Annotated in this window: 22 protein-coding genes; 7 read left to right on the top strand and 15 right to left on the bottom strand. The window is 33.4% G+C overall.

Annotated features, from left to right (window positions below):
* Window positions 1-402: 402 nt before the first annotated feature.
* From kbl to KKQ79_RS06560, 4 genes are all read right to left on the bottom strand, one after another.
* Entirely contained in the window at window positions 403-1,599 is a 1,197-nt protein-coding gene (kbl, locus tag KKQ79_RS06545; RefSeq protein WP_213189451.1) for a glycine C-acetyltransferase, read from the bottom strand.
* 151 nt (window positions 1,600-1,750) lie between these two features.
* Window positions 1,751-3,196, bottom strand: coding sequence for a D-alanyl-D-alanine carboxypeptidase/D-alanyl-D-alanine endopeptidase (dacB, locus tag KKQ79_RS06550; RefSeq protein ID WP_213189452.1), 1,446 nt, complete (start codon window positions 3,194-3,196; stop codon window positions 1,751-1,753).
* Between the two features lie 115 nt (window positions 3,197-3,311).
* Complete coding sequence (gene priA / locus KKQ79_RS06555) at window positions 3,312-5,750, bottom strand: replication restart helicase PriA (protein WP_213189453.1); 2,439 nt, start codon at window positions 5,748-5,750, stop codon at window positions 3,312-3,314.
* 259 nt (window positions 5,751-6,009) lie between these two features.
* The gene (locus KKQ79_RS06560; RefSeq protein ID WP_213189454.1) at window positions 6,010-7,182 is read right to left on the bottom strand and encodes a proline dehydrogenase family protein; all 1,173 of its coding nucleotides are present in this window, start codon (window positions 7,180-7,182) and stop codon (window positions 6,010-6,012) included.
* A gap of 183 nt (window positions 7,183-7,365) precedes the next feature.
* Between KKQ79_RS06560 and aroB the strand changes: the two genes are divergently transcribed.
* The 3 genes from aroB to KKQ79_RS06575 all read left to right on the top strand — a co-directional run bounded on the left by aroB (window position 7,366) and on the right by KKQ79_RS06575 (window position 10,099).
* A complete protein-coding gene (gene aroB / locus KKQ79_RS06565) occupies window positions 7,366-8,409 on the top strand; it encodes a 3-dehydroquinate synthase (RefSeq protein ID WP_213189455.1) in 1,044 nt (347 codons plus the stop codon).
* 323 nt (window positions 8,410-8,732) lie between these two features.
* Window positions 8,733-9,329: a porin family protein gene (locus tag KKQ79_RS06570; RefSeq protein ID WP_213189456.1), complete on the top strand. Its 597-nt coding sequence runs from the start codon at window positions 8,733-8,735 to the stop codon at window positions 9,327-9,329.
* Window positions 9,330-9,487: 158 nt separating this feature from the next.
* Window positions 9,488-10,099, top strand: coding sequence for a porin family protein (locus KKQ79_RS06575; RefSeq protein WP_069797302.1), 612 nt, complete (start codon window positions 9,488-9,490; stop codon window positions 10,097-10,099).
* 86 nt (window positions 10,100-10,185) lie between these two features.
* Here the strand turns inward: KKQ79_RS06575 and purF are convergent, their stop codons facing one another.
* The 6 genes from purF to KKQ79_RS06605 form a co-directional block, all read right to left on the bottom strand.
* A complete protein-coding gene (gene purF / locus KKQ79_RS06580) occupies window positions 10,186-11,691 on the bottom strand; it encodes an amidophosphoribosyltransferase (RefSeq protein WP_213189457.1) in 1,506 nt (501 codons plus the stop codon).
* Window positions 11,691-12,038, bottom strand: coding sequence for a four helix bundle protein (locus tag KKQ79_RS06585; protein ID WP_104793534.1), 348 nt, complete (start codon window positions 12,036-12,038; stop codon window positions 11,691-11,693). The genes purF and KKQ79_RS06585 overlap by 1 nt, the downstream gene beginning before the upstream one ends.
* A gap of 71 nt (window positions 12,039-12,109) precedes the next feature.
* Window positions 12,110-12,829 carry a phosphoribosylaminoimidazolesuccinocarboxamide synthase gene (purC, locus tag KKQ79_RS06590; RefSeq protein ID WP_069797351.1) on the bottom strand — a complete coding sequence of 240 codons (720 nt, stop codon included), beginning with the start codon at window positions 12,827-12,829 and terminating at the stop codon, window positions 12,110-12,112.
* A 134-nt stretch (window positions 12,830-12,963) separates the two neighbouring features.
* Window positions 12,964-16,659, bottom strand: coding sequence for a phosphoribosylformylglycinamidine synthase (locus KKQ79_RS06595; protein ID WP_213189458.1), 3,696 nt, complete (start codon window positions 16,657-16,659; stop codon window positions 12,964-12,966).
* 70 nt (window positions 16,660-16,729) lie between these two features.
* A complete protein-coding gene (purB, locus tag KKQ79_RS06600) occupies window positions 16,730-18,157 on the bottom strand; it encodes an adenylosuccinate lyase (protein WP_213189459.1) in 1,428 nt (475 codons plus the stop codon).
* 135 nt (window positions 18,158-18,292) lie between these two features.
* Window positions 18,293-19,099, bottom strand: a complete 807-nt coding sequence (locus KKQ79_RS06605) for an SDR family oxidoreductase (RefSeq protein WP_213189460.1) — start codon at window positions 19,097-19,099, stop codon at window positions 18,293-18,295.
* 171 nt (window positions 19,100-19,270) lie between these two features.
* On the opposite strand from KKQ79_RS06605, the gene KKQ79_RS06610 reads away from it, so the two are divergent.
* Window positions 19,271-20,632, top strand: coding sequence for an aldehyde dehydrogenase (locus KKQ79_RS06610; protein WP_213189461.1), 1,362 nt, complete (start codon window positions 19,271-19,273; stop codon window positions 20,630-20,632).
* Window positions 20,633-20,670: 38 nt separating this feature from the next.
* Here the strand turns inward: KKQ79_RS06610 and KKQ79_RS06615 are convergent, their stop codons facing one another.
* Both KKQ79_RS06615 and KKQ79_RS06620 read right to left on the bottom strand, forming a co-directional pair.
* Entirely contained in the window at window positions 20,671-21,252 is a 582-nt protein-coding gene (locus tag KKQ79_RS06615) for a murein L,D-transpeptidase catalytic domain-containing protein (protein ID WP_213189462.1), read from the bottom strand.
* 87 nt (window positions 21,253-21,339) lie between these two features.
* Window positions 21,340-21,876 (bottom strand): thioredoxin family protein, encoded by a 537-nt coding sequence (locus KKQ79_RS06620; RefSeq protein WP_213189463.1) that lies wholly within the window; start codon window positions 21,874-21,876, stop codon window positions 21,340-21,342.
* Window positions 21,877-21,935: 59 nt separating this feature from the next.
* On the opposite strand from KKQ79_RS06620, the gene KKQ79_RS06625 reads away from it, so the two are divergent.
* The 3 genes from KKQ79_RS06625 (at window position 21,936) to KKQ79_RS06635 (ending at window position 24,432) form a co-directional block, all read left to right on the top strand.
* Window positions 21,936-22,817, top strand: coding sequence for a lysophospholipid acyltransferase family protein (locus tag KKQ79_RS06625; RefSeq protein ID WP_213190694.1), 882 nt, complete (start codon window positions 21,936-21,938; stop codon window positions 22,815-22,817).
* Between the two features lie 11 nt (window positions 22,818-22,828).
* Entirely contained in the window at window positions 22,829-23,794 is a 966-nt protein-coding gene (locus tag KKQ79_RS06630; protein WP_213189464.1) for a glycosyltransferase family 2 protein, read from the top strand.
* 83 nt (window positions 23,795-23,877) lie between these two features.
* Complete coding sequence (locus KKQ79_RS06635; protein ID WP_213189465.1) at window positions 23,878-24,432, top strand: 3'-5' exonuclease; 555 nt, start codon at window positions 23,878-23,880, stop codon at window positions 24,430-24,432.
* Between the two features lie 14 nt (window positions 24,433-24,446).
* Here KKQ79_RS06635 and KKQ79_RS06640 read toward each other — a convergent pair whose 3' ends face one another.
* From KKQ79_RS06640 to odhB, 3 genes are all read right to left on the bottom strand, one after another.
* Entirely contained in the window at window positions 24,447-25,040 is a 594-nt protein-coding gene (locus tag KKQ79_RS06640) for an FEKKY domain-containing protein (RefSeq protein ID WP_213189466.1), read from the bottom strand.
* Window positions 25,041-25,051: 11 nt separating this feature from the next.
* Window positions 25,052-25,438: a Co2+/Mg2+ efflux protein ApaG gene (apaG, locus tag KKQ79_RS06645; protein ID WP_069797320.1), complete on the bottom strand. Its 387-nt coding sequence runs from the start codon at window positions 25,436-25,438 to the stop codon at window positions 25,052-25,054.
* Window positions 25,439-25,546: 108 nt separating this feature from the next.
* Window positions 25,547-26,773, bottom strand: a complete 1,227-nt coding sequence (gene odhB / locus KKQ79_RS06650) for a 2-oxoglutarate dehydrogenase complex dihydrolipoyllysine-residue succinyltransferase (protein WP_213189467.1) — start codon at window positions 26,771-26,773, stop codon at window positions 25,547-25,549.

Raw genomic sequence — 26,773 nt, forward strand, 5'->3', positions numbered from 1 at the left:
AAATAAAATCTTCTTAATCTGTTAAATCTCCGAGAGAAAAATTTAAGTTTAGGCTAAAGCCAAAGAATTTTCAAAACAAAAAAGCGGACTATAGAAAAACATAGCGTTCTTACGGAACGCATTTTATTGTTTCTGATTTTCTACACACATTACGTTCCTACGGAACGGTAAAATATTAAAGACTCTTTCAAATTTAGCAAATTAAGCAGCTAATAATAATCTGCAAAATCTGCACAATTTGCGAGAGGAAAATTTAAGTTTAGGCTAAAGCCAAAGAATTTTTTAAAACAAAAAAGCGAACTTTTCGTCCGCTTTCATTGATTTTTATATTTTACATCAGAATGAATTCCGATGCTTATGTATCGTTCGTTGCTCCGCAACTTTCTTAAAGAATCTAAATTTTTAAGAAATTACGCCTAATTCTTTTCCTACTTTTTCGAAAGCAGCAATGGCTTTATCCAAATGTTCACGGGTATGTCCCGCAGAAAGCTGAACTCTAATTCTTGCTTTTCCTTTCGGTACAACTGGGTAGAAGAAACCGATGACATAAACGCCGTTTTCCATCATTTTTTCTGCAAAAGTTTGGGCCAATTTAGCATCGTACAACATTACCGGAACAATCGCCGCATCACCATCAGGAATATCAAAACCTTTGGCTTTCATTTCCGTACGGAAATATTCTGCATTTTCCATGACTTTATCACGAAGTGAAGTATCTTTAGAAAGCATTTCCAGAACTTTAAGAGCTGCTCCTACAATTCCTGGAGCTAGAGAATTTGAGAATAAATACGGGCGAGAACGCTGACGAAGCATATCGATAATTTCTTTTTTACCAGAAGTAAAACCTCCCAAAGCGCCACCCAAAGCTTTTCCTAAGGTAGAAGTGATAATATCTACTCTTCCCATCACTTCATTCGCCTCGTGAGTTCCACGACCTGTTTTACCGATGAAACCTGTTGCGTGAGAATCGTCAACCATTACCAACGCATCATATTTCTCTGCTAAATCGCAAACACCTTTTAAATCTGCTACGATTCCGTCCATTGAGAAAACTCCATCTGTTACGATGATTTTAAAACGGTGATTTTGTTTAGAAGCTTCAATAAGTTGTGCTTCTAAATCTTCCATATTATTATTTTTATATCTGTATCTCGCTGCTTTACAAAGACGAACCCCATCAATAATAGAAGCGTGGTTCAACTCGTCTGAAATAATAGCATCTTCTTCTGTGAAAAGCGGTTCAAATACCCCACCATTTGCATCAAAACAAGCTGCATATAAGATGGTATCTTCTGTTCCTAAAAATTCAGAAATTTTCGCTTCTAATTCTTTATGAATATCCTGAGTTCCGCAGATAAAACGCACCGATGACATTCCGTAACCATGAGAAGCAATCATATCTTGAGATGCTTTCATCACTTCTGGGTGATTAGAAAGTCCCAAATAATTATTGGCACAGAAATTCAATAATGATTTTCCATTGGCTACAATTTCTGCAGACTGCTGAGACGTAATGATTCTTTCACGCTTGTACAATCCGTCGTTTTCGATATTTTCTAGCTCCTTTTGTAAGTGTTTAAGGTATTTTTCTGAAATCATTTTTTAGATTTTTTGATTTTCACAAATGTAATAAAAAAAGCCCTCATAAAAGAAGGCTTTGCCGATATATTCTAAGTATTGCTTTCTTTGAAATTCTAAAATTTTTCATTCCTTCAAAATCCTAAAGAATGGGAAAAATCTTCTTATTTTTTTACAAATCTATCACAGGTTCTAGCAATTGTTCCATTCTGGCTTTTATTTGGTCTACTGAACCTAAATAACCATTGATTAACAAAGAAAAAGAAAGAATTCTTCCGTCTCTTGTTTTAATGTAACCTGCCAAACATTTTACTCCATTAAGTGTTCCTGTTTTGGCAAAAATTTGACCGTAATTATTACCCGATTTAAACATTCTTCTCAGCGTTCCTGTTTCTCCTGCAATCGGCAAAGATTTAAGGAAATCATCATAATATTTCTCTTTCATCACATCTGCTAAAAACTTCACTTGAGAAATGGGTTTAACTTTATTTGCTCTCGACAAGCCACTTCCATCCGCTAAAACTAATCCATCAAAATCATATCTTTTCTCTTCTAAATGTCTCACGATGGTTTCTCGTCCCGATTCTAAAGAAACATTTCCTGTTTTGTAAAAACCTACTGTTTTCAATAGAGATTCCGCTAAAGCATTATCACTTTTTTGATTGGTAAAATAAATAATATCCACCATTGTAGGTGAAGAATATTTCGCTAAAAACTGTCTTTCTTCAGGATTTGGGTCAGTCACTCTATTGATGACTTTTCCAGAAATAGGAATTCTATTTTTAATCAAACTCGCTCTAAGATTATTGGCCAATAAAGTTGGAGCTGCAGGAATTGTTGTAATTAAATTATTGGCTTCAAATTTTTCGGTGAAAGCCATTTTGTGCATGTAAGGAGAAACGTAAAAATATCTTTTTGAAGTGTCAAAAACTGATTTTGCTTTTACGGCAATTCTCTCGTTTTTTGGGTTGATGTTATTGGTATTTCCTACAGGTAAATAGTAATTATTATGCTCCAACCAAACTATTTTTTCAGGTAATTCTAATCTTACATCCTGAAAAACAGCTGTTTGTACCACAATATCTCCATTAATTTTCTTGATTCCCGCTTCAGAAATTTTAGCTAAATAATCGCTGATGATTTGAGAATAAGACCACGCTCCTGCTTTTCCTGTTCCCATAGAAGGATCACCACTGCCAATCACGAAAAGATTTCCGTTAAGCGTTCCCGCTTCGTCGATGGTTCCAGAGTATTCTAATTGGGTAATCCATTTGAATCTTCCCCCCAAAAGCGCCATAGAAGCATCGGTAGAAAGCAATTTGGTGGTAGAAGCCGGAATAAGAGGTTTGTCTTCATTATAACCGGTGATGACTTCTTTCTTTTTGGTATCGTACACTACAAAACCCCAAGTTGCGTTGCGCAAAAGAGGGTCTTTTTTCATTTTTTCTATATTTTCTTCTAACTGTTCTTTGGGAGAAAGCACAGGTTTTTCTATTCCAGCACTTCCTATTCCACTTTTTTCGGTATATATATTAGAAGAAACTGATGAAGTTTGGGCAATAACTGCGGTTTGCATAAGCACAGTTGCAGCTATAGCTATTCTTTTCAATTCTCTCATTTTAGACTTTATAATAATCAGATTTTCAATATTCTAACGGGACAAATTTATAAATTATTGCCTTTTCCTATTCTTCTTCTATAGCTAAAACTGTCCCAAGAATTGTTAAAATTTGTTAAAAATCAACAAACGTATCTATTTTAATGCTTTTATAAGCGGTAATTTCTTCGAATTCTTCTAGAGATTTCAGCACGTAATCCTTGTATTCTTGGTACTTTTTGCCTCTTGGTAATTTGAGCAAAATCTGATACTGATACAAGAGATTTATTTTACCAATCGGTGCTTTTTCTGGCCCTAAAATACATGGCAAAGGCAAATATTTTTGCAAAACCGAACTTAAAAACTGAGAAGCTCTCTGTAATTTTTCTTCTTTTCTATGTTTGAGTTCAATTAAAACCAATTTCACAAAAGGTGGATACAAAAATTGCTCTCTTTCTTTGAGGAAATGCTCATAAATTTTTGTAGAATTTTCTTCTTTAATCAGTTCAAAAAGAGGATGATGAGGATTGTATGTTTGGATATAAATTTTACCTTTCCCAGAGTTTCTACCCGCTCTTCCCGAAACTTGCGTAATCAATTGATAGGCTCTTTCTTCTGCTCTGAAATCCTGAACATACAACAGCGAATCTGCTTTTGGAATTGCCACCAATTCTATATTATCAAAATCCAAACCTTTAGAAATCATTTGTGTTCCTACCACAATTTCGGCTTCTCCAGATTCTATTTTTTCGTAGAGTTTTTCGTAGGCAAATTTCTTACGCATACTGTCTACATCCATTCTTTCTACTTGAGTTTCCTTAAAGATTTTCTGCGTTTCTTCTTCTATCTGTTCTATGCCAATTCCACGAGTATTGAGGTTTGTACTTTGACATTTCGGACAGATTTTAGATTTTTGCGCTTTGTGACCACAGTAATGGCATTTCAGCTCATTGGTAGATTTATGATAGGTCATCACCACATCACAATTGCTGCAATAAGTAACATGACCGCAACTTTCGCATTCTACCACGTTTGCGTATCCTCTTCTGTTGTGCAGAATGATGGTTTGCTTTTTATTTTCTAAATTTTCAGAAATTTTATCAATTAAATGCTGAGAAAAATGACCTACTGAAAGTTTCGATTCTTGCGCTTCTTTGAAATTGATAATTTCATATTTTGGCAAAGCTACTTCACCAAATCTTTCTCCTAAGAAAACATATTTTAACTTACCATTTTTGGCGGCGTAATAACTTTCTACAGAAGGCGTTGCAGAACCCAAAATCGCTTTCGCTTGATAATAATTTGCCAAAACCAAAGCGGCATCTTTGGCATTGAAAAAAGGTTTTACTTCACGAGGTTTGTAAGCAGCATCATGCTCTTCATCAATGATGATTAAGCCTAAATTCTGAAACGGAAGAAACAGCGAACTTCTGGTTCCGATGAGGATTTTAATCTCATTATTCTTCACTTTTCGCCACACTTCTACTTTTTCGAAATCTGTGAGTTTTTGATGATAAAAGCCGAGTTGTTTTCCGTATTTTTTTTCTAATCTTTGGATTATTTGTTTGGTCAAAGCAATTTCAGGAAGCAGAAACAATACATTTTTTCCATTAGCAATGGTTTCTTCTATTTTTTCCAGATACAAATGCGTTTTTCCTGAACTGGTAACACCATGAAGCAAAACATTTTTGCCTTCACGGAAACCTTCATTCATTTCTGTCAAAGCTTTTTCTTGAATTTCCGAAAGTTTTTCCAGATTTTCTATTTCTCCTTCATACGTTTCGATTCTATCTTTCTGAAGGTAATATTCCTGTACCAAGTTTTTCTCCACCAAACCTCTTAAATGCGAAGCATTGAAAACTCCATTTTCAAAAAATTGAGACTTTCGCAGCGGTTGATTTTGTGTTTGTTGAGCCTCCAAAATGGTTAAAAACAAATCTTTTTGTTTTTTGGCTTTGGTTAAACTTTGCAGAATTTCTGAAAGATTGCCGAGAATATTTTCATCAATTTTAAGATAAGCCACTTCTTTGGCTTTATATTTTTCGTAGATTTTTTCGTCTATTAAAATCAGTTGTTCGTCGATGAGCGCTTTTACCGTTTTCACGATTTCTTTTTTAGGAATAAAAGCTTCTATTTCAGACAAACTGACGAGACTTTTCACTTCTAAAGCCTGCAATAGATAGGTTTCATTGGCGTCTAGAACTTCCCAGTCTATTTCTTTATTCGGATTTCTTTTCAGGTAGGTTTCACTTTCTAATTTTAAAGAACTTGGAAACGCAAAACGATAGATTTCGCCAATATTACAGAGATAATATTCCGAAAGCCAATTCCAGAATTTCAATTGTAGTTTTGGAACAATAGGTTCTGCATCTAGCAATGAATGAATGTCTTTTGGCAAAAAAGTTTCGGGTTCATTGTGATGAATTTCGGCAACGATTCCTGTATAAATTTTCTTCCCACCAAAAGGAACCAAAACACGCATTCCTATTTCGATTTTCGACAAAAATTCTTCTGAAACTTTGTAGGTAAAAGTTCCTTTGAGATTAAGTGGTAGAATAATTTGTGCGAAAGTCAATGCGGCGATGTGTTGATTTGACGATTTGATGATGATTTTTACAAAAATACGGATTTTAGAATTGATTTTTCACGCAAAGACGCAAAGTTTTTACGCAAAGAGCGCGAAGTTTCCTTTAATTTAAATTTAATAAATGAATTAAGAGAATTAAGTTTTAGCTAAAGCCGATAACCAAATTCATAAAAAAAGCGGACTCCTTTTCGACTACGCTCAAAGTGACATCCGCTTGTATTGATATTTTAAGAAATTTCTGAAAAAATTACTTTTCTTTTCTTCTTCTTTCTAATTCTTTTTGGATTAATGAAAGTTCACGACCTGTTTGTCCTGCTACAGAAGTGTTTTCCTGTGCTCTTCTGGTAAGATAAGGTACTACATCTTTTACTGGACCGTAAGGTAAATACTTGGTTACATTGTATTTTTTCTCCCCAAGGTAATACGTTATATTATCACTCATTCCGTATAACTGCCCGAAATGGATATTTTCGTGGTCATGAGGTAAACCTTTGGCTTGCATTTTGTCCATCGCCAATTCTGTAGATTTCTCGTTATGCGTACCGAAAAATGCTGCTACTCTATCCAAATTTTCTAAAACAAAATCTACTGCTGCATTATAATTATTATCGGTAGCTTCTTTGGTTGGCTGAATTGGGTCTGGATAATTCTTTTCGGCAGCGCGTTCTCTTTCTTTTTCCATGTACGCACCACGAACAAATTTATACCCCAAGAAATAGTTTTTAGATTTTGCACGCTCTAAATCTTGAGCCATATATTCTAATCTTCCCGTTCTGTACATTTGAATTGTATTCCAGATATAGGCTTTCTCTTGGTTGTATTTCTCCATCATCTCGTTTACCAAATGATCTACTGCATCTTGCATCCAAGACTCTTCTGCATCAATCATCAGAATTACTTTATTGTCATACGCCATTTTGCAAACTTCTTCGTAACGATTTCTTACACGTTGCCATTCTTCTTTTTCGGAACTGGTTAATTCTTTTCCCGCTGAAACATCTGCATACAAGTCTAATCTACCAAAACCTGTTGGTTTAAAAACCACAAAAGGAATGGCAGGATTACCTATTGCAAATTTTATATTTTCTTTAATTTCTTCGCAAGTTGTATCAAAAGCCGCTTCTTCTTCTTTTCCTTCGATGGCATAATCAAAAATGCTTCCTACATGATGCTTAAACATTTTGTCTACCACTTTCATGCTTTGTTCGCGAGTTTCGCCACCACAGAATTGTTCAAACAGTGTAGTTTTCACCAAATCTGTTACCAAAGGAAAATTGTTTTTAATGGTGAAATTCAAAACGTTAATTCCCACATTCGTAAGACTTGGATATTTAATAGCGGTAAACATCCACTTGGCTTTTTCTAGTTGCGCTGTTGACTTTTCAGCAAAAGCAATTTTAGTATCGTTGAAAATTGACATATATAATTATTTGACGCCCAAATTTAATGATTGTTATGCAATTACTAAAATATAAATTTCATGATTTTTATAGCTCTAATAATTAAACATTTGTATAGAATAATTTTGTTATACAAGACAAAAATCACGGCACAACAAAATTTTGGTGTGCTTTTTATTGTTATTTTTGCAAAAATTTTTAGCATGCTTTCTATTTTAGACTCAGAATTTTCAGCACTTAACACGTTTATACAAGAAAAAAAACCTAGTCAGATTTTCATCTTGGTAGACGAAAACACTCATCAACATTGCCTTCCTACACTTTTAGGAAATCTAGATACCGATATTCACTTTGAAATTATAGAAATAGAATCAGGAGAAGATGCTAAAAACATTTCTACGGTGGTACAACTTTGGGAGATTTTATCAGATTTCGAAGCGGATAGAAAATCATTACTCCTCAATTTAGGAGGTGGTGTGATTACCGATTTGGGCGGTTTCGTAGCTTCTACTTATAAGAGAGGAATTTCTTTCATCAATATTCCCACTACTCTTCTAGCAATGTGTGATGCTTCTATTGGAGGAAAAACAGGAATAGACCACCAATATCTTAAAAATATTGTAGGAACTTTTGCAGAAGCAGAGCATATTTTGGTTTATCCAGAATTTTTAAAAACGCTGGACTTTGTAGAGCTAAGAAGTGGTTTTGCAGAAATGCTGAAACATGGTTTAATTGCAGATGTTTCTCACTGGAATAATCTCATTACCATAGAAGAACTTACACCCGAAAACATAGCTCCGCATATCGAAAACTCTATGATGATTAAAGAAAATGTGGTAGTGAAAGATTACAAAGAAAAAAGTCTTAGAAAAATATTAAATTTTGGTCATACCATTGGTCATGCTGTGGAAAGTCTTTGCCTGAAAACACACCACGTCATTCCACACGGTGAAGCAGTAGCGCTCGGAATGATTATCGAAACTAAAATTTCGGAGTTAGAAAGTCTTATTTCGCCAGAAAAAGCACATCACATTATTGAAAATATTCAAAAATATTATCCATATATTTCGATTTCTGCATTTAGTAATGAAGAGATTATCTCATTAATGCTCAATGACAAAAAGAACGACCATGGAAAGATTAATTTCTCTATTCTAGAAGGTTTAGGTAAATGTAACTATGACTACAAAGTAAGTCAAGAGCACATAGAACAAGCTTTAGATTACTACAGAAATATTAATGCATAGCATAATAAAAACCCTTTAACAAAAGGTTTTTTGGCAACATATTTGAAAGTTTGGCTTTGGCCAAACTTTTTTTTATGAAATTCTGTAAAAAACAATGAAAATTTTGTAAAATAAAATTTTAAGAAATGCTACAACTTTGCCTTAGAAATCTGAACAACTTTTCAGTTTTAATAAAGCTTACAAGTGTGGAGCAAAAATTTTGAAACAATTGTTTAAAATTTTATAACAAGAAGCTTTTACAAAAATTGAAACTTTGCAAAGACAAAAACATAAAACTTAAAAATTAGAAATTAGAAATTAATAAGAACAAAAAATTTAAAATTATGAAAAAATTATTTTTAACCGCTGCAGTAGCAGTAAGCTCATTGACATTTGCACAGCAATTCGGAGCAAAAGCAGGTATGAACGTTTCAACTATTTCAGACGAAGGATTTGATGACACTAAATCAAAAGTAGGTTACTACGCAGGTGTTTTCATGAACGTTCCTGTATCAGAATCATTCAGCATTCAACCAGAAGTTTTATATAACAATTTAGGCTCTAAAGTATCTTCTACCGTATCAGGAACTACTTATTCTTCTACCCTTAACTTAGATTATGTAGCAGTACCAGTGATGTTCCAATACAAAGCTACTCCACAGTTTTACTTAGAAGCAGGTCCAGAATTTGGATTTTTAGTAAACGCTAAACAAAAATTTGACAATGGTTCTTCTTCAATAGTAACAGAATTGGATAAAGAAGACTTCAATAGCTTCAACATGGGAGTTGGTTTAGGTTTAGGATTTGACATTTCTAAAAATGTAGGTCTTAACGCAAGATATGTAGCTGGTTTCAGCGATATCACTAAAGAATCAGGACCTGCAGCTGACGCGAAAAACAAAAACAACGCTTTTCAAGTTGGTTTAAATATAAAGTTCTAATGAAAGAACACTTGATGAAAAAAAATAAAAGCCGAAGATTAATCTTCGGCTTTTTTAGCGCTGTAAATCAGACACTTGATAATTCGGTTGCATTTTTGGCATGCTCTTTGGAAATATGAAAATATTAAACAATTATTTAATTAAGAAAAATAAAGATTATGAAAAAAATATTTTTGGGATTAACCGTTTTAGCAAGTTCACTTTCTTTTGCTCAACAATTTGGAGTAAAAGCAGGTCTTAACTTATCTGACATTTCAAATACTTCTACCGCAGTAGATACCAAAATGAAAACTGGATTATATGCAGGTGTAACTGCTACTTTCCCGATTACAGAATCTTACAGCATTAAACCAGAATTGGTATATAACCAAATGGGAGCAAAAACAGATTTATATGATTTTGGAGGAATTATCGGTCAAGTTTCTACAACTACTAAACTAGATTATCTATCATTACCGATTATGTTACAGTATAATTTGCCAAGCAATTTATATTTAGAAGTTGGACCAGAATTTAGCTACATGCTTTCGGCAAACCAAAGTTTAAACACCATTATCACACCTTCTACCAACATCAATATGGATTACTTAAACCGATTTAATGTAGGAGCTGGAGTTGGCGCTGGACTTAAAATCAATGAAAATTTAGGCATCAATGCTCGTTACACTTTCGGTTTAACAGGAATTGGAAAAGATGGAAACGTAACCGATTATTTCTTAAGCAATTCTAAGAACAATAACTTGCAAGTAGGTCTTGATTTCAACTTTTAAAACACTAACACTTTCATACATACAACCTATCATTACCAAAAAAACTCGAGAAAATCTCGAGTTTTTCTATTTATTTAAATTTAAAACTAATCAAATAAATGCGTTTCTTTTGGCTTGCTTACAGGATATTTTTCTGTAAAACAACCGAAACAATGGTCAGAAGAACCTAAAATCACTTTTAAATTATCAATGCTCAAAAATTCTAAACTGTCTACTCCCAAATAATCTTTTAATTCTTCCACAGACATATTTGCTGCGATTAAATCATCTTTTTTCGGCGTATCAATTCCTAAGAAACATGGCGCAATAATAGGCGGAGAAACACTTCTGAAATGAATTTCTTTCGCTCCACTGTCTCTTAAAATTTTCACCAATCGTTTAGAAGTTGTTCCTCTTACAATAGAATCATCAATAATGACCACTGACTTGCCTTTGATTTCAGCAACAATAGGATTCAGTTTCAAATTCACTACTCTTTCTCTCATTTCCTGAGACGGAACAATGAAACTTCTTGCGATGTATCTGTTTTTAATTAAAACTGGTCTAAATGGTATCCCAGAAGCTTTAGAATAGCCAATTGCAGCAGGAACTCCAGAATCAGGAACTCCAATCACTACATCTGCTTTTACAGGAGCTTGTTCCCAAATTTTTTCGCCAGACTTTTCTCTAATTTCGTGTACATTAATTCCCTCTAAAGTGGTATCAGGCCTTGCAAAATAAATATATTCAAAAGCACAGATTCTTCTTTCGCAATTTTCTTTAACCAAGAAACTCTGTAAACCTTCGTGATGCTCAGAAGTATAAACAATTTCACCAGGAAGAATATCTCTTACATATTGCGCTCCTACAGCATCTAGTGCGCATGTTTCAGAAGCACAAACGAAAGTTTTTTCATCTATCGCTCCTAAAACCAAAGGACGAATTCCGTGAAAATCTCTGAATGCAAAAAATTTATTTCTGGTCATTCCTACAACGGAATAAGCGCCTTCTATTTTTTCCATGGTTGCTTTTATCGCACCACGCAATCCTAAATCCAGATTTTTCTGAATCAATCTCAATATCACCTCAGAGTCTGAAGTTGCTTTGAAAACTACACCTTCCGCTTCTAATTCTGCTTTGAGTTCTTGCGCATTGGTCAAATTACCATTATGAGCAATCGACAAAATAATTTGGTCGTACTCATTTTTTGCAAAAAATGGCTGAAAATTATAGGTTTTTTTATCTCCAGCTGTGGTATAACGAGTATGACCAATCACTGCATTTCCCAATAATGCTTCAGGATTTGGAATGGTTTTAAAAACATCCAACACCAAACCTTCATCTTTTACGGTAATAATTTTGCCTTGAGAAGAAACAGAAATACCGCAAGCTTCTTGTCCGCGATGCTGCAAAGCAAACAATCCGAACTGAGAAAGCGAGAATGTATCTACCTCATTATCAGAATACAAACCAAAAATTCCACATTCTTCTTCCATTTTATCAAATGGGTAATTGGTATTTGGTATTTGGTATTTGGTATTTTGAAAATCATTATAACGATTTTCAAAAGCATATTTGGATATAGTTGAATAATTTTGAAATTCTAATTTCATTACAACGTTTTTTGGAGATTATGATTCATTTTCATTATTGAATCTAATTCTTTAGAAATGGTCTCTAGTTCTTCTTCTGAAATGTATTCTAATTCTTTTGAAATAATTAATTGAGTTTCTAATTCAAAACAAGAACCAATTGAAATTTGTAAAAAATTCTTAAACTGAGCGTTTGAATTCCTACCCGCACCTTCAGCAATATTAGAAGGAATTGAAATTGCAGCTCTTCTTAATTGTTGAGTCAAAACAAACATTTCTTCCTTCGGAAATTTTCTGGTTAAATTATATATATTTTTAACAAGGGAAATTGATGAAATCCATACATTCAGTTTTTTATAATTGTGCATAAAATTTATTTTTTAAAACTTAATACTAAATACCAATTACTAGATACCAATTACTAATTACTAGATACCAATTACTTTCCTAGAGCTTTTTTCAATCTTTCATAGATTTCTACATACGCTTCAGTAACTTCGCCCAAATCACGTCTGAATCTATCTTTATCGAGTTTTTTCATGGTATCTTTATCCCAAAGTCTGCAAGTATCTGGAGAAATTTCGTCTGCTAGAATAATTTTACCATCAGATGTTTTTCCTAATTCGATTTTGAAATCTACCAAAATAATGTTCATCTTATCGAACAATTCTTTCAGTAACTCATTGATTTTATTGGTTAAAGCATACATTTCGTCCAACTCTTCTTTGGTAGCAGCTCCCAGGAAAATGGCGTGATAATCATTAATCAAAGGATCGCCCAATTCGTCTTTTTTGTAGCAAATATCAAAAATAGTCACTGGAGATTTAATTCCTTCTTCTACTCCTAACCTTTGAGCCATACTTCCCGCAGCGTAGTTTCTCACCACCATTTCTAGAGGAATAATGCTCACTTTTCTTACCAATTGTTCTCTTTCATTCAATTGTTTGATGAAATGAGTTGGGATTCCTTTTTCTTGTAAATACTCAAAAATAAGTGTAGTAATAGCGTTATTCATTTCGCCTTTCAAATCGAAACTTCCACGTTTTTGAGCATTAAAAGCTGTGGCATCGTCTTTGAATTTTACAATTACTTCTTCTGGATTTTCTGTTGCGAAAACTTGTTTAGCTTTTCCTTCGTAAAGCATTTCACCTTTATTCATTTTATTGAGATTTTATTATTTATTCTATTTTTTTGTTGGAATTAATTCCAACCTTTAAAATCGTTCGTCGCTCCGCGACTCTCCTTTAATATTATTTGAAAATCCGGGATTTTCAGACAAGTCTCGACTTGTCCTTACCTAAAATATTCTACTCCGTTTCTGAAAATATTATGATAATTTGCGGTAGGAATGTTTTTGAACAAACCTTCTGCGAAACGTTCTGGATGCCCCATTCTTCCATAAATCTTACCACTTTCACTTGTAATTCCTTCAATTCCGAACAGCGATTGATTAGGATTAAATGGCATTCCATGTGCTATATTCCCATCAGTATCGATATATTGCGTAGCAATCTGACCCTTTTTATATAAATCTAGCAACACTTCTTCCGAAGCCATGAATCGGCCTTCACCGTGAGAAATTGGGATGGTATAAACCTCACCTTTCATTCCCTTTAACCAAGGCGAATCATCATTGATGACTTTTACATCTACCATCTGAGAAATATGTCTTCCAATAGCGTTGTGCGCTAAAGTTGGCGATGTTTCATCTAAATCTCTGATTTCGCCATAAGGAAGCAAACCAGATTTTACCAAAGCCTGAAAACCGTTACAAATTCCCAAAATCATTCCGTCTCTGGAAAGCAATTCGTGAACCGCATTTTTCATCTTTTCATTCTTCAAAACATTCACAATAAATTTAGCCGAACCGTCTGGTTCATCACCTGCTGAAAAGCCTCCTGAAAATACTAGAATCTGTGACTGTTTAATTTTTTCCACCCAAGCTTCTATACTTTCGTCAAGCAATTGATGGTTTAAATTTTTCAGTGGTAAACTATCTACTAATGCGCCTTCTTTTCTGAAAGCATTTTGCGTTTCGTATTCACAATTGGTTCCTGGGAAAATTGGAGCAAAAACTCTAGGCTTTCCTATTTTATGAGAAATAATGTTGATTGATTTTTTCTCTGTTCCGTTCAAATTTTCATCAAAATTAATTTGAATTCTTTCCTTTTCTTTAGTTGGAAATAAATTTTCAAATGTCCCAAAATTAACTTCAAGTAATTTATTGATTTCAAAATTTAAATTATTGATTTTGATTATATTTAAATTTTTAACCTCACCTATTAATTCAAGTAAATTACTGTCTAATTTTTCTGAAGATTCTATTACTAATCCACCGATATTTTTTTCGAGCAAGAATTTTTCATCTAAAGAAATTTCTGCTCCTAAAAGATTTCCAAAACTCATTTTTGCAACGGCAACTGCAACTCCACCATCTTTAATGGTTTTCACAGAAACGATTTTATTGTCCTGAATCCCTTGATGAATATAGTCAAAAACTTCGATTAAATTTTCGTAATTTGGCAATCCATTTTCTTGCAATTGATGATGGAAATGATAAATAAAATTTCCCACTTTTTTGAACTCTGGAGAAATGGTGTTTAATTTTTTTCCATCAGCACAAGCGAAGGAAATTAAGGTTGGCGGAACATTGATATCTTGATACGTTCCACTCATAGAATCCTTACCACCAATTGCCGCTAAACCAAGGTTCATTTGTGCATCATAAGCACCTAAAAGTGATGCTAAAGGTTTCCCCCATTTTTCTGGATTATTGCCTAATTTTTCAAAATATTCCTGAAAACTCAGTCTGATATTTCTAAAATTACCGCCCATTGCAACGATTTTAGCCACCGATTCTACTACTGCTAAACTTGCACCAATCATAGAATTTTGCTTGGAAATTTCAGCATCAAAACCCCAACTTGCATAAGAAACCGTTTCTATATTTTCAGCATTCAAAATAGGTAACGTTTGCACACATCCTTCGGTTTCTGTAGTTTGATATTTCCCACCAAAAGGAAGCGCAACTGTAGTCGCACCCACTGTAGAATCAAACATTTCAACTAATCCTTTTTGAGAAGCGGTATTTTTTTCTGCTAAAATTTTGTAGAAATTCTCTTCATTAAACTCAATAGATTTTGAGTTAACTTCTTGTAAATGGGCAATTCTTGCCTTTTGATATTTGCTACAACCACTTGTATCCAGAAAATCTCTGCTGAGATCTACTATTTTTTGTCCGTTCCAGAACATTTGCATCCTACCGCTATCTGTAACTTTTGCTACTTCGACAGCTTTTATGTTTTCTGATTCGCAGAATTTGATAAATTTATCTTTTTCGTTCGCTTCAATCACTACTGCCATTCTTTCTTGAGATTCCGAAATCGCGAGTTCCGTTCCATTCAAACCTTCATATTTCAAAGGTAAAACATCGAGGTTAATCTCCAGTGAATCAGCAATTTCGCCAATTGCAACAGAAACTCCACCCGCTCCAAAATCATTTGATTTTTTAATCAACTTCGTTACTTCTGGATTTCTAAATAATCGTTGAATCTTTCGTTCTTCCACCGCATTTCCTTTCTGCACTTCAGAACTCATCGTATGAATAGAAGTTTCGTCTTGCTCTTTAGAACTTCCCGTTGCTCCGCCAACTCCATCTCTTCCCGTTGCACCCCCTAAAACAATTACGACATCGCCAACTGCTGGTTTTTCTCTGCGAACCCAAGATTTTGGAACCGCACCTGCAACAAAACCAACTTCCATTCGTTTTGCTTTATAACCTTCGTCATAAATTTCAGAAACGTGAGTCGTCGCCAAACCAATTTGATTTCCGTAAGAAGAATATCCATTTGCCGCTTGTTTAGAAATAGTTCTTTGTGGCAATTTACCCGGTAAAGTTTCAGAAATAGGTTCTAAAACATCTGCAGCGCCTGTTAAACGCATCGCTTGGAACACAAAAGCTCTACCAGATAATGGATCTCTGATTGCGCCACCCAAACAAGTAGAAGCACCACCAAAAGGTTCAATTTCTGTAGGGTGATTGTGTGTTTCGTTTTTGAATAACAAATACCAAGGTTCTTTTTTACCGTCAAATTCGGCTTCAATTTCTATCGTACAAGCATTGATTTCATCTGAAACGACTAGATTTTCTAGCTTGCCTGTTTTATGGAAATATCTTGCGCAAACCGTTGCTAAATCCATCAAAGAGATTGGTTTTGCTTCTCTGCCCAAGAATCTCCTTTTCTCTAAATAATCGTTGAATATTTTTTCTAAAGTTTCTTTGAACTTTCCTTCAAACTGAATATCAGTCAGTTCTGTTTCAAAAGTAGTGTGACGACAATGGTCACTCCAATACGTATCCAGAACTTTTAGTTCAGTTTCGGTCGGATTTCTGTTTTCTGATTTAAAATAATCTTGAATAAATTGCAAATCATCAAAACCAAAGGCGAAACCGTGATTGTTGTAAAAATCGTTAAGTTGTTGAGTGGTTAAATCGTTGAAATCGTGATAAATTTTGATTTGATCTGGAGTTTCTTCCGCTGGAATTTCTAAAATTTCAAGATTTTTTTCTTGAGATTCTACTTTATTAATGAGTAAATCTTTAATTTTTGATAAATCTGAAACTTCAACTCCTTGTAATTCTATCAATTTACCACTTCTTACGGTAGATTTTTCATTTCCAGTGAGTAAGGCGATGCATTGCTGTGCAGAATCTGCTCTTTGATCATATTGCCCAGGAAGAAATTCTGTTGCAAAATAAATGGATTTTGCTGGATTTTCATGATGCAAAATATCCACCACTGGATCTACAAAAGTATTGTTGACTACTTTTTCAAATTCCAATTCGTCTAAGCCAAAAATATCATAGATATTAAAGACTTTCACCGATTGAATGTTTGGCAAAATAGATTTAATTTCATTTAAAACTTTAGGACTTTCTACATCGAAAATTCCTCTTTTTTCTACGAAAATTCTTTTTTTATGAGACATCAGATGTCAGATTTAAATATTAGATTTATTACTTTTCAAACAAAAAGTGCAGCGACAACGCTGCACAAATTTATACTTTTAGTTCTGATTCTAAGCCAATTAAGTCGGCGTATTTTTCCAAAACAGGTTGAATTTCTTGCTGAACAAATTCCTCGGTTTGGATAGGTGCGAAGCCGATGAAATTTTTAGGGTCTAAAACCTCTTTCAATTTCGATTTGTCTAATTTCAGGGAATTGTCATTCATGATCCTTTCTATTAAGTCGTTTTCTTTGCCCTCCATTTTTACCTTTTTCGAGGCTTCCATAGAATGAACACGTATCACTTCGTGAATTTCCTGTCGGTCACCACCCGCTTTCACTTCCTCCATGATGATGTATTCTGTCGCCATAAACGGAAGTTCTTCCATAATATGTTTATGAATTCTGTTTTCGTACACAACGATTCCATTCATAATGTTATTCCAAATCAATAAAATAGCATCTACAGCCAAAAACGCTTGAGGAATCGTTAATCTTTTATTCGCAGAATCGTCCAAAGTTCTTTCGAACCATTGAGTAGCGGCTACCATTGCAGATGAATTTTGCAATGACATCACATATTTTGCTAATGCAGAAATTCTTTCAGAACGCATAGGATTACGTTTGTAAGCCATCGCAGATGAACCGATTTGATTTTTCTCAAAAGGTTCTTCTATTTCTTTTAAATTCTGTAAAAGTCTTAAATCATTGGTGAATTTATGAGCAGATTGTGCAATATTTGACAATAACGCCAAAACTTTTGCGTCAATTTTTCTGTCGTAAGTTTGACCAGAAACTCCGAAAACCTTCTCAAAACCAAAACGTTTGGACAATTCTTTGTCTAAATATTTCACTTTAGAATAATCTCCGTTAAACAACTCTAAAAAGCTTGCTGCGGTTCCTGTAGTTCCTTTTACTCCTCTAAATCTTAGGGTTTCAAGGAAAAATTCTAATTCTTCTAAATCCAGAAGTAAAGATTGCAACCAAAGCGTAGCACGTTTCCCAACCGTAGTTAACTGTGCTGGTTGAAAGTGTGTGAAACCAAGCGTAGGCAAATCTTTATATTGAAGTGAAAAATCAGAAAGATTTTTGATGACGTTCACCAATTGTTTTCTGATAATTTGCAGTCCGTCTCTAATTTGAATAAGGTCTGTATTATCTCCTACAAATGCCGAAGTTGCACCCAAATGAATGATTGGTTTAGCTAATGGAGCAACATCTCCGTAAGTATGAACATGCGCCATCACATCATGACGAAACTTCTTTTCGTAGTGTGCTGCTTTTTCGAAATCTATGTTTTCTGAATGTTCTTTGAGCTGAGCAATTTGCTCATCGGTAATGTCTAAACCGAGGTCTTTTTCTATTTCTGCGAGCGCAATCCACAGTTTTCTCCAAGTTCTAAATTTCTGATTAGGTGAGAAATTGAAGAGCATTTCTTCACTAGAATAGCGCTCTTCTAATGGATTTTTGTAAGAATTCATCAAAGGTCTTTTTTTTACTTTTTTTAGATGCTCAAAAATACAATAATAATACTTTTTGCACCAATTTATTTAAAGAAAATTAACATTAAATTAACTTTCAACAAAAAACGCAGGAAAATTCCCTGCGTTTCAATTTTATTTTCTACCTGTAAAATCTTTCATGGTATCATAAATTCCAAAGACATTTTTCATCACCCAATCGAAGGCTGGAATCGGTAAAATTCCTTGTGAAAAACGAATAAACCAATAAGGAAGTGGCATTGCCAAAATCTTGGTTCCTTTTTCTATGGCTTTGATAATTCTTTCTGAAGTTGGCTCTGGTTCTAGAATCGGAAGCAATTTAGATTTCACTCCGTCAAACATTCCTGTGTTAATGTAAAAAGGCATGATTGTAGTGACAGAAATATTCTTACCCAGTTGTTGCATTTCTAATCGTAAAGAATCACTCCAACCGTTTACTGCCCATTTTGAAGCTGCGTAAACAGACATTTTAGGATTAGAAATCAATCCTGCTGAAGAAGCGATATTACAAATGGCACCAGAGTTTTCTTTCATCATTTCTGGTAAAAATTCTAGCGTAATGTGCATTAAAGCATTCGCATTAATCAATAACGATTTCTGAATTTGTTCGTGGGTGTGTTCATGGAAATATTTCCCTACTACAATTCCAGCATTGTTAATGAGAATATCTACTTTTCCTACTTCTGTTCTTACTCTTTGTGCAGCGATTTTAATTTCGTCTAGATTAGAAACATCTACTTTATACGTAGAAATTTCTTTCCCAAATTTTGCAAATTCTTCTTTGGTTTTGGCTAAACCTTCTTCATTAATGTCCCAAATAATCAAATTGGAGGCACCTCTTTCCAAAGATTTTCTTGCCATGATTTTACCAATTCCAGAGCAACCACCCGTAATCAGTACTTTTTTATTTTTAAAATCCATATCAATTAATTTTTCTTTTATTCAACGCAGTAAGATACTTCAGAAAAGCATTCTTTTTCTTTAAAATTCTAAAACTATTATTTCTCACATAAAGTCTTTTTGAAACTTAAAAAATATTCCTTCGAAAATCTACAGTTTATTTTATCTTTGTGAAAATCAATGTCTAAAATAATGAATTACGCTGATATTTTACAACAACAGAAAACTTTTTTTAACAGTCACGCTACCAAAGATTTAGATTTCAGAAAAGCACAATTGCAAAAACTGAAAAAAGTAGTCAAAAGCAATGAAAAATTACTGTATGATGCCATTTATCAAGATTTCGGGAAGTCTGAATTTGAAACCTTCGGAACCGAAATTTCTTTTATTTATAAAGACATAGACTATTATTTAAAAAATTTAAAATCTTTTGCCAAGCCCAAAAATGTTCTCACCAATATTGTGAACCAAATGGGAAGCAGTAAAATCGTGTTTGAACCGCTTGGAAACTGTTTGGTTATCGGTGCGTGGAATTATCCTTATCAATTGACTTTAACACCAGTTATTGCAGCAATTGCTGCTGGAAACACTTGTATGATTAAACCCAGCGAACTTCCTGAAAACACGATGAAAGCGATGGCGCAACTCATCAATGAAAATTTTGATGCAAAATTTTTATACGTAGTAGAAGGCGGTGTAGAAGAAACCACAGCGATTTTAAAACTAAGATTTGACAAAATATTTTTCACTGGAAGTCCAAGAGTTGGAAAAATCGTTTACAAAGCTGCCGCAGAACATTTAACGCCAGTAACTTTAGAATTGGGCGGAAAATCTCCAGCTTTTGTGACTGAAAAAGCTGATTTAAACATTACAGCAAGAAGAATTGTTTGGGGAAAATTTATTAATGCTGGTCAAACTTGCGTAGCGCCTGATTATCTGTATGTTGCAGAAAATATTAAAGAGAAATTTTTAAAAGTTCTGATCGAAGAAATTAAAAAAAGAAACTATACGGATAATGTAGACCATTATTGTAAAATCATAAACGAGAGGAATTTTGACCGATTAGAAAAGATGATTGACCGTGAAAAAGTGGTTTTCGGAGGGGAAACCAACCGTGAAAAAAGATACATCTCTCCTACTGTTTTAGATAACGTAACTTGGGATGATGCAGTAATGCAGGAAGAAATTTTCGGACCAATTTTACCTATTTTGACGTATAAAAATCTAGAAACAGCCATGCAAACCGTAGTGGAAGGTGAAAAACCGCTTTCTGCCTATTTATTCAGCAATGATGCTAAAGAACAAGAACTTTTTACCGAGAAATTAAGTTTTGGCGGCGGTTGTATCAATGATACTTTGATGCATTTGAGCAATGACAGACTTCCATTTGGAGGTGTAGGAAATTCTGGAATCGGGCATTATCATGGGAAATTTGGATTTATTGCATTCTCTCACCAAAAAGCAATTCTCAAAAAATCTAATTATTTGGAGCCAGAATTGAAATATCCTCCTTATTCTGATGCTAAGCTCAATATTTTGAAAAAATTATTGTAAGAATTTTCTCGCTGATTGGGCAGATTAAGCAGATTTTATTAATAAAAAGCGTACAGTAAAATTTTCTTTTCAGAACGGTCAATATAATTTGCTGTAATTTTAAAAAATTGAGGAGATAACATAGGACAACCTAAACTTAAACATGCAGGATTCTGAGTTTCTGTATCCGGTATACAATGGTAAGAATGCAAAACGATTGCTCTTTTTAAAGCATTGCTGTTGGTTTTATCCAATCCTTTTAAACGATAAGATTTACCAAAAGTTCCCACATAAGAATTCATGATGACATATTTACCTAAAGAAGATTTATAAGAGTTTTCTATGTTGCTAAATTTAAGTTCTTTAGAACCTTTAATCACTGAACCAGAACCATGAGAAACAATGGCCTTATCTAAAACCTTATTATTTTTAAGATCATAAATGAAAAATCTAAATCTATTAGAAGGAATTCTAAAATTGATAAAAATAGCTATATCCTGATTATAATCCTTTCCTTTAATGTAGTTTTTGACTTGCGAAATTCTGTAATTTGGTAAATTATTATTGGCTTTAGAATTTTGTTGAGATTTTGTCTCACAAGAAAACAATATAAACAAAAAGAGGAAAAGAATGTTTTTCATGGGTTTAGTTTATGTAGTAACTTTTTTAAAACAAAAATATTGTTTTTCTTTATAAAAAAAGAGTTGAAAATTTTCAACTCTTTTTTATTACTTTTTAGGTTTCCACGCTTCGAAGAATGCTTTTACTTTATCTAAGCTGTAGCCTTTCCCTTCTTCCAGCGAACCGCTTTCTTGAGTATGAATTTGCTTTCCATTTTTATCAAGAACTATGAAAACAGGATAACCAAATTTCTCACCAGGATTTCCGTATTGCGCAAAAATTTTCTCGTTTTTATTTTTCGGAGAATAATTTAAGTGATAATAAATGTAGTTTTCGTCTACCAAATTCTTTAATTCCGGAGTAGTTTGCACGAAATTATTAAATCTCAAACACCAAATACACCAATTTCCTCCTGCTTGTAGCATGATGTTTTTATTCTCTTTTTTGGCTTTTTTTACCAATTCTGCAATTTTCTTTTCGGCATTTTCGGCATCATTATAAGGTTTTGCATAAGAAGCTTTTTCTGCCTCAGCTTTTTTCTTAGCTTCTAATTTTGCAGCATCTACTTCAGATGTAGTTTGCGCATTAGAAATAACAGGCAAAAACAGTCCCAAAAAAGCTAAATTTAATAATATTTTCTTCATATTTTACTTTTTTATTCATTAACTTAAATTGATTTTGTAAATTTGCAAATTAATTTTGAATTTTGAACCAAATATTATTCCAAATAATTTTCCTTTTATCCAAACTACCCTTTAAAATCTTGTATTTTATATCAGATTTTATATTCTTCATTATCTATTATGTTATAAGATACAGAAAAAAAGTAGTACTAGAAAACCTGAAAAATTCTTTCCCCGAAAAATCAGATCAAGAAATAAAAAAAATCTCAAAAAAATTCTATCATAATTTTTCTGATTACATTGTAGAAACTCTAAAAGCATTTACAATTTCTGATGAATCTTTACACCAAAGAGTTCAACATATAAACTTAGAAGTTTTTTCTGAATCTCAAAAAAAACAAAAAAATGTGATGATGCTTTCTGGTCATGTTTTCAATTGGGAATGGTTTAATTCTTTGGCAACAATTATTCCTCAAGAAAAATGCTTCCCTATTTACAGAAAAATGCAAAATCCTTTTTGGGAAGAAAAAATTAGAAAAATTAGAAGCAGATATGGTAATCAAGCTCTAGAAGCGGATGATGTAATGAAACATATTCTTAGAAATCCAAATGATGGAAACTCAGTTTATATGTTTGTAGCAGACCAAACTCCTCATATTTCTATGGTAAATTTTGGGATCTGGTTTTTAAATCAAAAAACACCTGTTTTTGTAGGTTACGACAGACTTTCTAGCAGAATGAATGTAACGTTTGTGTATTGTGAGATGGAGAAGATTAAAAGAGGGCACTATAGAGTTACTTACCACGAAATTACCCCTAATAATCAAAAATTTGAACCTTATGAAGTGGTGAAAAAATTTCATCAAAATTTAGAAAAAACCATTAATAAAAATCCAGACAATTGGCTCTGGAGTCACAGAAAATGGAAATACAAAGATGCAATTAAGCATTTTGATGAATAAATACTAAAAATATGCCATTAGTAGCCATCGCTATACTCAATTGGAACGGAAAAAAATGGTTAGAAAAATTCTTGCCCAATGTGTTAGAATATTCTGACGAAGCTACGGTTTATGTAATAGACAACGCTTCTACAGATGATTCCGTTGCTTTTGTAGAAAAATATTTCCCAACGGTAAAAATCATCATCAATGCTAAAAATTCTGGCTTTGCTGGTGGTTATAACGAAGGTTTACAACATATAAAAGAAGAAATCTACTGCTTGCTGAATTCTGATGTAGAAGTAACCGAAAATTGGATTACACCTATTCTAGAACTTTTTGAGAAAAATCCTGATATTGCAGCAATTCAACCTAAAATTAGGGCTTTTAAAAATTCTAAATATTTTGAATTTGCAGGTGCAGCTGGTGGAATGATTGATCATCTTGGTTATCCGTATTGTAGAGGGAGAGTTTTCGAAACGATAGAAGAAGATTTAGGACAATATGATGATGAAACAGAGATTTTTTGGGCAACTGGTTGTGCATTATTCATCAGAAGAGCAGATTTCTGGAAGATGAAAGGTTTTGACGAAAGATTTTTTGCCCATCAAGAAGAAATAGACTTATGTTGGCGTCTCAAAAATGCGGGAAGAAAAATTTACTATTGCGGAAAATCTACTGTTTTTCATGTTGGTGGTGGAACACTTAACAAGCAATCTCCACAAAAAACGTTTCTTAATTTCAGAAACAATTTGACCATGCTTCTTAAAAATTTGCCTACTTCTAGTCTTTTTTGGATTATTCCATTAAGATTGGTTTTAGACGGAATTGCAGGCGTTTATTTCGGGATGAAAGATGGATTTCCTCACTTAATTGCAGTACTAAAAGCGCATTTTGGTTTTTATGGAATGTTTGCCGAAAGTTTAAAATTAAGAAGCAAAAATCAAATTAAAGACTATTACCAAAGTAAATGGTTGATTTTTAAACATTTTTTATAATTGATGGATGTTGGATGATGGATGTTGGGTGAAAAAATTATTTTATCTTCAAATTATTTCTAGAATTTTAAACTATTAAAAGCATGAATTTTGTTGCATTAGATTTCGAAACGGCTACTCACGAGAGAAACTCTGCGTGTGAATTAGGAATCTGCGTGGTAGAAAATTCTGAAATTGTAGAAACCAAAACTTGGCTCATTAAACCACCGAGTTTCCCTTATTTCAATCCACACAACATCAATGTTCATGGGATTTATCCAAAAGATGTAGCTCATGCTCCTACTTTTGACGAGATTTGGTACGAAATAGAAGATTTGCTCTACGGAAATCTTATGATTGCCCACAATGCTTCTTTTGATGCGGGAGTTTTGCGCAGTTGCCTTGATTATTATGGCATTTTCAAGCCTAAAACAGAATATCTTTGTAGCATACAGATTGCAAAAAAATCTTGGAAAAATCTGACGAGTTATAGTTTAAAAAACCTCGCCAATTGTCATGATATACAATTTACACATCACAGAGCTGGAGCTGATGCAGAAGTTTGTGCAAAGCTTTCTTTATTGGCTTTTGAAAGACTTCTGATTACCGAAAACGAAGAATTACCTGCACTTTTTAGTAAGAATTTGAAGGTTCTATAATTTCTAAAATAAATTTATCTTTCAATTTCTTTAATAGGATACTTTTTAATAATTAGAGCTACTTCTTTTTTATATTGGTTTTCCCAGTTTTTTCCGTTTTTCTTTTGTAAATATTCATCTACGACTTCGTTATAATAACTATCTTCTTCATATATGATACATCCAGTAGATTCAACAAAAAAACCATATTTTTTTCGTTGTAGAGAATCTATTTCTTTTACTCTTTTATCATAATTTTCATCAAAAATAATTAGACCAGAACCAAATTTCTTTTTAACGATTCCTTTTTTTATATCATTTAATGCTTCTAATCTTTGTTTTTCAATGATTTTTTGTTTGTCTAAGTATGAATCAAAAAAATAAATACCTAAAAAGAGAAAAGTTATCAAATAAGAAATAATTAAACTAGGAAATAATCTATTCCAATAATATTCTTTGGTATTAACAAAAAGTGCTATGATAAAAGTTAAAAAGATTGGAATTACAAGTAAGTATAAATACTCTTTAATATTTTCTTGCAACACATAATAAGGATTTATTACATTTATCAAATATAAAGTTACAAGACACAGTAAAATTGATATAAGAAGTAATAAATATTTTCTCATTTATAGAAATTTTAATTACAAAGGACTTCTGAAACCAAATTAAATTTAGGAATATCAGACTCAAAAGTTTCTAAAGTTTCTAAATTTTTAAAAATGTAGTTTCCCTGCATGTTTCCTACTCCTGAACGCAAAATAACATTAGAAAAGTAACTGAAAGACTCTCCAGGTTGTAATTCCGGTGTCATGCCGATGACTCCATCTCCCATCACTTCTGTAAATCCGAAACTTACATCATAAATCAGCCATCTTCTTTTCATGAGTTTTACTGCATCATTTCCTAGATTTTCTATGACGATATTGTATCTGAAAACAAAACGATTGTCTGCAGGAAAAGAATTTTTCACATCATATTCTGGGATTACAGAAACTTTGATGTTTTGAGTAATTGAAGAATACATTTTTAAAATTTTATGATGAAATAAAGATAACAAAAATCCCGCCGAAAAATCAGCGGGAATTATTTATTTCATAAATACTTAATATTTATGACTTTATTTTCTAAGAAATTAAAGTTCTAGCGCTTTTCTTTCGTCGCCACCCATTAGAATTTCTACTGGATTGTCTAGCGCTTCTTTCACTGCAACTAAGAAACCTACAGATTCTCTACCATCAATAATTCTGTGGTCATAAGAAACTGCTAAATACATCATTGGTCTGATTTCTACTTTGCCATTTACCGCAACTGGTCTTTCGATAATGTTGTGCATTCCTAAAATTGCAGATTGAGGTGGATTGATAATAGGTGTAGAAAGCATAGAACCGAAAACACCACCATTGGTAATGGTAAATGTACCACCTGTCATTTCTTCGATGGTGATTTTACCGTCTCTTACTTTGGTTGCTAGTTCTTTAATACTTGCTTCTACTCCTCTTAAAGTAAGGTTTTCAGCATTTCTTAATACAGGAACCATTAAACCTTTAGGACCAGAAACCGCGATAGAAATATCACAGAATTCGTTGTTGATTTTATAATCTCCATCAATCATTGCGTTTACATCTGGATACATCTGTAAAGCTCTGGTTACCGCTTTGGTAAAGAAAGACATAAATCCAAGACCTACTCCGTGTTTTGCAGCGAATTCTTCTTTGTATTGTTTTCTGATTCTGAAAATTTCAGACATGTCAACTTCATTGAAGGTAGTTAACATTGCTGTTTCGTTTTTCACAGAAACCAATCTTGCTGCCAATTTTCTTCTTAAAACTGAAAGTTTGGTAGTGGTTTGAGCTCTGTTACCCGAAGAAACACCCATTGCTGGTACACCAGGAGTTGCATTAAGCGCATCTTCCTTGGTAATTCTTCCGTCTCTACCTGTTCCTGAAACTGCAGCAGCATCAATTCCTTTTTCGTCTAGAATTTTTTTAGCAGCTGGAGATGGCGAATTGGTAGCATAAGTAGCAGCTGGAGCAGCAGCAGGTTTTGGAGCCTCTACTTTTGGAGCTTCTTCAGCTTTTGGAGCTTCTGCAACTGGTGCAGCTGTACCTTCTGGTTTAGCTCCGCTCATATCAATTAAACAAACGACTTGACCAACTTTTACTACTTCTCCTTCTTCCGCTTTTAGGGTAATAATCCCTGCTTGTTCTGCTGGAAGCTCTAGTGTAGCTTTGTCTGAATCTACTTCAGCAATTGCTTGATCTTTTTCTACATAATCTCCGTCTTTTACCAACCAAGTTGCTATTTCTACTTCTGTGATTGATTCTCCTGGAGAAGGAACTTTCATTTCTAGTATTGACAT

Source organism: Cloacibacterium caeni (assembly GCF_907163125.1).
GTDB lineage: Bacteria > Bacteroidota > Bacteroidia > Flavobacteriales > Weeksellaceae > Cloacibacterium > Cloacibacterium caeni_B.

What these genes read in the sequence shown, in the direction of transcription:
- KKQ79_RS06560 (WP_213189454.1), bottom strand. Translation starts at nt 7,182, where the DNA reads ATGTCAATTTTCAACGATACTAAAATTGCTTTTGCTGAAAAGTCAACA.
- KKQ79_RS06595 (WP_213189458.1), bottom strand. Translation starts at nt 16,659, where the DNA reads ATGTCTCATAAAAAAAGAATTTTCGTAGAAAAAAGAGGAATTTTCGAT.
- KKQ79_RS06605 (WP_213189460.1), bottom strand. Translation starts at nt 19,099, where the DNA reads ATGGATTTTAAAAATAAAAAAGTACTGATTACGGGTGGTTGCTCTGGA.
- purB (WP_213189459.1), bottom strand. Translation starts at nt 18,157, where the DNA reads ATGAATTCTTACAAAAATCCATTAGAAGAGCGCTATTCTAGTGAAGAA.
- purF (WP_213189457.1), bottom strand. Translation starts at nt 11,691, where the DNA reads ATGAAATTAGAATTTCAAAATTATTCAACTATATCCAAATATGCTTTT.
- apaG (WP_069797320.1), bottom strand. Translation starts at nt 25,438, where the DNA reads ATGTATTCTTCAATTACTCAAAACATCAAAGTTTCTGTAATCCCAGAA.
- KKQ79_RS06575 (WP_069797302.1), top strand. Translation starts at nt 9,488, where the DNA reads ATGAAAAAAATATTTTTGGGATTAACCGTTTTAGCAAGTTCACTTTCT.
- KKQ79_RS06610 (WP_213189461.1), top strand. Translation starts at nt 19,271, where the DNA reads ATGAATTACGCTGATATTTTACAACAACAGAAAACTTTTTTTAACAGT.
- aroB (WP_213189455.1), top strand. Translation starts at nt 7,366, where the DNA reads ATGCTTTCTATTTTAGACTCAGAATTTTCAGCACTTAACACGTTTATA.
- KKQ79_RS06585 (WP_104793534.1), bottom strand. Translation starts at nt 12,038, where the DNA reads ATGCACAATTATAAAAAACTGAATGTATGGATTTCATCAATTTCCCTT.
- KKQ79_RS06620 (WP_213189463.1), bottom strand. Translation starts at nt 21,876, where the DNA reads ATGAAGAAAATATTATTAAATTTAGCTTTTTTGGGACTGTTTTTGCCT.
- purC (WP_069797351.1), bottom strand. Translation starts at nt 12,829, where the DNA reads ATGAATAAAGGTGAAATGCTTTACGAAGGAAAAGCTAAACAAGTTTTC.
- KKQ79_RS06635 (WP_213189465.1), top strand. Translation starts at nt 23,878, where the DNA reads ATGAATTTTGTTGCATTAGATTTCGAAACGGCTACTCACGAGAGAAAC.
- dacB (WP_213189452.1), bottom strand. Translation starts at nt 3,196, where the DNA reads ATGAGAGAATTGAAAAGAATAGCTATAGCTGCAACTGTGCTTATGCAA.
- odhB (WP_213189467.1), bottom strand. Translation starts at nt 26,773, where the DNA reads ATGTCAATACTAGAAATGAAAGTTCCTTCTCCAGGAGAATCAATCACA.
- KKQ79_RS06630 (WP_213189464.1), top strand. Translation starts at nt 22,829, where the DNA reads ATGCCATTAGTAGCCATCGCTATACTCAATTGGAACGGAAAAAAATGG.
- KKQ79_RS06570 (WP_213189456.1), top strand. Translation starts at nt 8,733, where the DNA reads ATGAAAAAATTATTTTTAACCGCTGCAGTAGCAGTAAGCTCATTGACA.
- kbl (WP_213189451.1), bottom strand. Translation starts at nt 1,599, where the DNA reads ATGATTTCAGAAAAATACCTTAAACACTTACAAAAGGAGCTAGAAAAT.
- KKQ79_RS06640 (WP_213189466.1), bottom strand. Translation starts at nt 25,040, where the DNA reads ATGAGAAAATATTTATTACTTCTTATATCAATTTTACTGTGTCTTGTA.
- KKQ79_RS06615 (WP_213189462.1), bottom strand. Translation starts at nt 21,252, where the DNA reads ATGAAAAACATTCTTTTCCTCTTTTTGTTTATATTGTTTTCTTGTGAG.